9 protein-coding genes are annotated in these 6,127 nt (G+C 40.1%); all 9 read right to left on the bottom strand.

Features of this window, described 5'->3' with window-relative positions:
• Window positions 1-336: 336 nt before the first annotated feature.
• The 9 genes from AACT23_RS12330 to AACT23_RS12285 all read right to left on the bottom strand — a co-directional run bounded on the left by AACT23_RS12330 (window position 337) and on the right by AACT23_RS12285 (window position 5,540).
• The gene (locus AACT23_RS12330) at window positions 337-555 is read right to left on the bottom strand and encodes a DUF6500 family protein (protein WP_017049924.1); all 219 of its coding nucleotides are present in this window, start codon (window positions 553-555) and stop codon (window positions 337-339) included.
• A gap of 225 nt (window positions 556-780) precedes the next feature.
• Window positions 781-1,326: a GNAT family N-acetyltransferase gene (locus AACT23_RS12325; RefSeq protein WP_094129309.1), complete on the bottom strand. Its 546-nt coding sequence runs from the start codon at window positions 1,324-1,326 to the stop codon at window positions 781-783.
• A 607-nt stretch (window positions 1,327-1,933) separates the two neighbouring features.
• On the bottom strand, window positions 1,934-2,248 hold the full coding sequence (locus AACT23_RS12320; protein WP_000071008.1) for a helix-turn-helix domain-containing protein: 315 nt from the start codon (window positions 2,246-2,248) through the stop codon (window positions 1,934-1,936).
• A complete protein-coding gene (locus tag AACT23_RS12315) occupies window positions 2,235-2,567 on the bottom strand; it encodes a type II toxin-antitoxin system RelE family toxin (protein ID WP_000843587.1) in 333 nt (110 codons plus the stop codon). Before AACT23_RS12315 ends, AACT23_RS12320 begins: the two co-directional genes overlap by 14 nt.
• Before the next feature lie 186 nt (window positions 2,568-2,753).
• Complete coding sequence (locus AACT23_RS12310) at window positions 2,754-3,104, bottom strand: hypothetical protein (RefSeq protein WP_094129303.1); 351 nt, start codon at window positions 3,102-3,104, stop codon at window positions 2,754-2,756.
• The gene (locus tag AACT23_RS12305; protein WP_059261376.1) at window positions 3,101-3,379 is read right to left on the bottom strand and encodes a hypothetical protein; all 279 of its coding nucleotides are present in this window, start codon (window positions 3,377-3,379) and stop codon (window positions 3,101-3,103) included. The genes AACT23_RS12310 and AACT23_RS12305 overlap by 4 nt, the downstream gene beginning before the upstream one ends.
• Window positions 3,380-3,521: 142 nt before the next feature.
• The gene (locus AACT23_RS12295; RefSeq protein ID WP_083802543.1) at window positions 3,522-4,118 is read right to left on the bottom strand and encodes a hypothetical protein; all 597 of its coding nucleotides are present in this window, start codon (window positions 4,116-4,118) and stop codon (window positions 3,522-3,524) included.
• 134 nt (window positions 4,119-4,252) lie between these two features.
• Window positions 4,253-4,828, bottom strand: coding sequence for a hypothetical protein (locus tag AACT23_RS12290; RefSeq protein WP_094129300.1), 576 nt, complete (start codon window positions 4,826-4,828; stop codon window positions 4,253-4,255).
• A gap of 133 nt (window positions 4,829-4,961) precedes the next feature.
• Complete coding sequence (locus AACT23_RS12285; protein WP_141195560.1) at window positions 4,962-5,540, bottom strand: hypothetical protein; 579 nt, start codon at window positions 5,538-5,540, stop codon at window positions 4,962-4,964.
• Window positions 5,541-6,127: the final 587 nt, after the last annotated feature.

Here is a 6,127-nt window from a genome sequence, read left to right as displayed (position 1 = left end):
AACTTGCCCTTTCTACACTTTGCGCACGCAAAATTCACAACGCACCGGCGCTAAAACTGATTGAGGCAAATAAAGAATCTTGCCTGTTTTACGGTTTGAGTTAGCCACGAATTTGAGAGTGAAAAAGCTCATTTGCCGACAACACCAAACGAATGGCCGAAGAAATCCCAAAAGATTAAACCCCTAAATTTACCTGAGTTGCATAACGCCCGGTTAAGGGGCTGACAACGCAAAACACCGAACCTAAAATAGCAACCGTAATCACAAATGTTGATTTAAGCAAAAACCGCCACGCGTTGGCAGTCCCTCTTAAACCGTTTGTTATGGCTCAGTTCACTAAATATCAGATTTTACCATTGCCATGATTTTATGAGCTTTTTCAAAATGGTCTAATTTGTGTTCTTGAATCCACCATGTGGCGGCTTCCATTAACAAATCTGGATCGTCATTTTTATTAGCAAAAAATGCATAAAATGAAACGCCTACATTATCACCCTTCTGTTCAATCTTCTTGGAACAAACTTGAATTACCTTTTTTCTCAATGAACTACGCACTTGTTAATTGCCTGCTTTGTTAGAAAATGATGGGTAACTTATACAGATTAAAGCATGAACACAAGAAAAACTGTTTTTATATACAGCCCCAGCCAATTGAATGAGCCATAACGCCCGCTTAAGGGGCTGCCAACGCGACTACTAAGCTTCCGCACAACACCGTAATCACAAAAACCAACGCATAGTAAAAATGCCGCGCGTTGGCTGTCCCTCATGAAGCGTTTGTTATGTTTTGGGCCAATGGGTACGATTTAGACCATAAACAGCATGATCTACAACTCGGCCATTCAAATTTTCTGCGCGACTGATTATGCCCTCAAGCGAGAAACCTAAACGTTCACATACATTACGACTTGGAATATTTTCGCTCGCTGCTGATATCTGAACCTTTTCCATATCAAATTCAGTAAAAGCCAAGTCGGTCAGTTTTAAAACTGACTTACTCACGATACCTTTACCTTGGTATTCAGAGCTTAACCAGTAGCCAATCTCTACTTTTTTCAGTTGACGGTTAATACTGTTAAAACTGATATTTCCAACCAACTTATCTTGGTAAATCATCCCACAAACTAAGGATTTTCCATCAGCATAATCATGCAATGAACTTTTGATAAAGCTAAGAAAAAACTCTTCATTGCTTGCATGAGGAGGCCAAGCTAACCATTGACTCAAATATTCTCGCTCTCGACTGACAATTTCAAGATAGGCCGAAGCAAACTTGGGAGTAACCAAAGCCAGTTTCAGATCGGTATCAACATCCAATGTAAACATGATTTCCTCTTAAAAACATAACGCCGCGTTAAGGGGTGAATGCCGCATAAACCAAGCTTCCGCAGACAACTTTCACCACCAAAACTCACTGCATACCAAAAATGCCACGCGGCATGAATCCCGCTTAAACGCCTTGTTATGTTTAAGACTCAAAGGGTTAAGTTTTGCGATACCAAGAGCTTAACTCGACTTATCTTTGAAAACCAAAGTTAGAAGCTAAAAAGCTGAATTAACTCATAAATTTGATTCTAATGATTTTGAGTTTTAGTGTGAGAAGCCGAAAACTGGAGTTCAAACTTTGAAACTAAGACGCTTTATTCGACTCACAAATGCACTGAGCTTTAATGAGGCAACTCTCAGAGTTTTTCGCGCCCACGAATTGGTGTCCAGAAAACAGCGCCCAATGAGGTTAACTTGCCGACAAGACCAAAATTAGAAAGCCGAGAATGCAAAGAAGAGATGCAACCAACTGATTTTACGCGATTAAACATAACGCCCGCTTAAGGGGCAGCCAACGCCACTACTGACTCTCCGCATAACACAGTAAACACGAAAACCAAAGCATAGTAAAAATGCCATGCGTTGGCTGTCCCTCTTGAAGCGTTTGTTATAGCTCGGCTATGTGTGACAACGTTTCTGGATGACGCTGTACTAACTTTAAAAGAGTGACCGCTTGACCATTTGGCACGCTACGACCTTGTTCCCAGTTTTCTAATGTGCGTGAAGACGTATGAAGTAACCGCGCGAAGACTCCGCGGGACATATTGAACTGCTCGCGAATGCTCACGATTTCATCCGGTGAGATGTTCAACTCTCCCACGTCATTCACATGATGTGTTTTCAGCGTAAGCTTACCTTCTGAATGCTGTTTAGCCTCAACAAGAGCTGAGCTTAACTCTGCAAATAAATCACGATTGCTCATTGCGCCACGCCTCCATAAAAGCCATTAGTTGTTTCCTTTGATTTGCATTCAAATCGGACATTTCATTTTTGCCGTAAATGGTTAGCAAATAGAAACGCCTCTTTTCATCGAGAAAGTAATAGATAATCCGTGAACCACCACGCTTTCCCTTACCTTTACTCGCAACTCGAATTTTTCGCAAACCGCCAGTACCTTGAATCACATCACCCAGCTTGGGATTTAGCATTAGCTCTGCTTGAAAGAGCCTATACTCCTCATCACTGAGATACTCATCTCGGTACTTTTCAAAAATTGTTGATTCGACAAATACACTTTTCATACAGAAAGTGTACGCACCAAGCGTACAGATAGCAAGAACTAGTTCGGATAAGAGCTATAACGCCCGCCTAAGGGGCTGACAACGCATTACACTAAACTCAAACACAACCACCTTAACCACCGCGGCTCAATGGGACTGGAAACGCCACGCGTTGACAGTCCCTCTTGAGGCGTTTGTTAGTTGCCATTATTGCCCAGGAGCTGTTTCCACACCTTTCTTTGAAAGGACATTTGCTCCTCCACTTGCAATACCTGCAAGGATAGCAGGAGAAGTAAGACCAATTTGAAGAGCAAGCCAATTACCAAACTGATTTCCACTATCTAAATATGCCAGTGTGATAACTACGCCTAAAATTGGATAACCAACAACCCAACCAAAAACATATATTGAGTATTTACCTTTACCCATTTTATCTTTCTCATCTCGATCAATATGCTCTTTAATTGAATGTGCAGTCAAAATCAGAGAGCCAAAAAATGCAAAAACTAGCGTCCCAAGATTGTTTATAACTAAAAGTTGTAACTGATCCAGATTCATTTAATTTCAGCCCTTTTAGTTGCAAATGCATCAACAAAACGCTCTTTTATAGTCGCAGTTTTATCAAACCTTTCTCGGCTAATAATCATTACATCACCCGTTTTAGAGCGGAATGGATATATTTTCACTTGCTGATTTAGAGCCTTAGATCGTTGTAGGCGATGCACAATAATACGCCTAGTTATACCGAGTTCTTTAGCAATACCACCAATTGTTCTAGCCCTAAACTTAGGCTCGTTTAGTACTCGTAAAATTTGAGTATCAATATTATTCAATTACTCTTCCTCTGTTCACTGACAACTAACGCCCAGTTAAGGGGTGAAGCACGCAATACCAATGTAACCGCATGGCACGTCAACACCGAAATCACCGCATGCTAAAAATGCCACGCGTGCTGAATCCCACTTAAACTGTTTGTTATGTGATATTTACAAAGTAAGGAACTATCACTGCGAATACAAGGCTAGCTACAAGGTGTAGTAGAGATATAGCTATTAGCGAAAGTGCCTTTGCCTTTTTCTTAATAAGACCATTAAACTCTGCCATCACGTACCAACACCTTAGCACCCAAACAACTATTAACATCGAAGCTATAAATGTAATGAATCGATTGCCACCTTGTTCAAGGTAAATTTGAAATGGAAGTCCGATAAAACTATTAAGCAAGTAAAGCATGCCAACAAATAGAAACGTCAACTTGAGGTTAACTAAGTAACTTCTTGTTGAACCTAATATATGGAAACTTAGTTGAAACATCGCAGCCAAAACAAACACGTAAATAGTTTGGAATAGTCCCATTGAAACTAAGGTAGGGTCACCTTCATTCAGGTGAAACCGTACGATAAGCGAGTAAATATATAGAGACATTGATAACAGTGAGAAATAGATTCCCATCGTGGTTGACCAAGTCGGCAAGTTGTTACCAACCATTTGTGTGACCGCTCGATGCCTAAGTAGGATAAGACCATACATTGGCACAAATTGAGCCTTAAAATAATGCATCAAATTTTTCAAAGATACTCCTTATCACATAACGCCCGCTTAAGGGGCTGACAACGCTACTACCAAGTTTCCGCATGACACTGAAACCACCAAAATCAACGCACAGTAAAAATGCTACGCGTTGGAAGTCCCTCTTGAAGCGTTTGTTAGCTTAAGTTTTTGATTTGGTTCCATGTTTCACAACCAATGTCATTCATAGCATTGAAGAATCTATTTTTTATTTCACCATATTTAGCATCATCAAAACTCTGCGCGTCTAAAGTAGCAGTGCTAACACACCCTAAAATAAATTTTTGAACATCTTGTATCGAGTTAAAAACCTCAGCTTGTACTGGGTCATTTTTGTTTAAAATTAATATAATATCGTTGGATTGTTTCATGATTATTTGAGAAATCTCATCCAACTTACTCTGAAACTGCTCATGAGGAACGTCGATTTTTCGCTTAAGCAAATTGTATTGCAGATCAATATACACGTAGTTACTGCTAGCTAAATCACGTAGCTCTTTCAACCATCTCATCCTTTCACGAGTGATTACGTCAGCTATTAATTTTTGATGTTCTAAATTACTGTTTTTTGATTGGATATAAACTGTGGCTCCAACAGTAATGAGCGCCGTTAAAATAGCTGTACCACCTGTAATTGCAGCAACCCATACGGGATCGATACTAGAAGCAGTGTTCTCTGCTATCTTCTCTAAGACTTCCATTACTTTAGACATACTTTCCTCTTTAAGCTAACGCCCGCTTAAGGGGCTGACAACGCTACTACCAAGTTTCCGCATAACACCGTAATCACCAAAATCAACGCATAATAAAAATGCCACGCGTTGGAAGTCCCTCTTGAAGCGTTTGTTAAGTGCCTGTACTCACAAGAAAAGGGAAGTCTAACCGATATGCAGCTTGTACCCTGTCATAAATGTCTTGATCGCTTTCTTTATGGCAACCTAACGCCAAATAGTATTTTTGGCCTTCATATATTTGATAGACAATCCATTCACCAGAGAGATTACCTTTCTGAGTACGATTTTCTATGGTTTTTACAGTTAGTTCGTGAGCTAAAAACATAATAATTTCATCATTAATATAGGCAGACTTACTCTGTTCAAAAGCTTGATTAATCACTTTGTCTAGTTTCTTGTTACCACCATACTTAAAGCCAAATTCAGCATTTATGTTTCCGAGAATAAAGCGAGCATCAAAAAAGTGAGCTTTGTACAAGCCTTTCAGAGGTAAATGCTTGAACATGCCTACCTTCTTAGAACTTCCTCGCTCAATTCTTTTTAGCTCGTCCCCTATACAATGGACATTTAAGCTGCGATTTATCTCATGATTCCAGATTTGGACTATCAAAACTGAGCTAATACGCGACAGATCCAATCCATAAAAAACTAGACTTGAACGTGCATATTCTTCTAACTGACTTCTATCCATAATGTTCCTGAATCACAAAGGCACTTAACGCCCGGCTAAGGGGTTGACAACGCACCGCCGAACTCAAAAAACCACTGTAAACACTGAACTTCAATTTTGCACTAAAATCGCCATGCGTTGGCAATCCCTCTTGAGCCGTTTGTTATGCAAATTCAATAAGATAAACCGAATTTACACGACCAAAAGCCACAATTGTAATGGTTGAGTGATTCAAGAATCAACCCAAGTAAGAGCCGTGATAAATAAGCTGCCAAAACAAAGTTCACCTTTCAACAACAAAACCAAGCTTTTGAATTTGACAAACTCAACAAGCAAGGCTTTCAGCAAGTACGAAATGATCGGATAACTTGCCCTTTCCACACTTTGCGTACGCTGATTTGACAACAAGCCAGCGCCAAAACTGATTGAGGCAAACAAAGAACCTTGTCTGTTTTACGGTTTAAGTTAACCACGAATTTGAGGGTGAAAATGCTCATTTGCCGACAACACAGAACGAATGGCCGGAGAAATCCCAAAAGATTGAACCCCTAAATTACCTGAGTTGCATAACGCCCAATTAAGGGGTGAACAACGGCTCCACCCAAACC

The organism is Vibrio sp. V09_P4A23P171, from assembly GCF_963875615.1.
Classification (GTDB): Bacteria; Pseudomonadota; Gammaproteobacteria; order Enterobacterales; family Vibrionaceae; genus Vibrio; species Vibrio anguillarum.
This window is presented reverse-complemented; position numbering and strand designations above follow the sequence as displayed.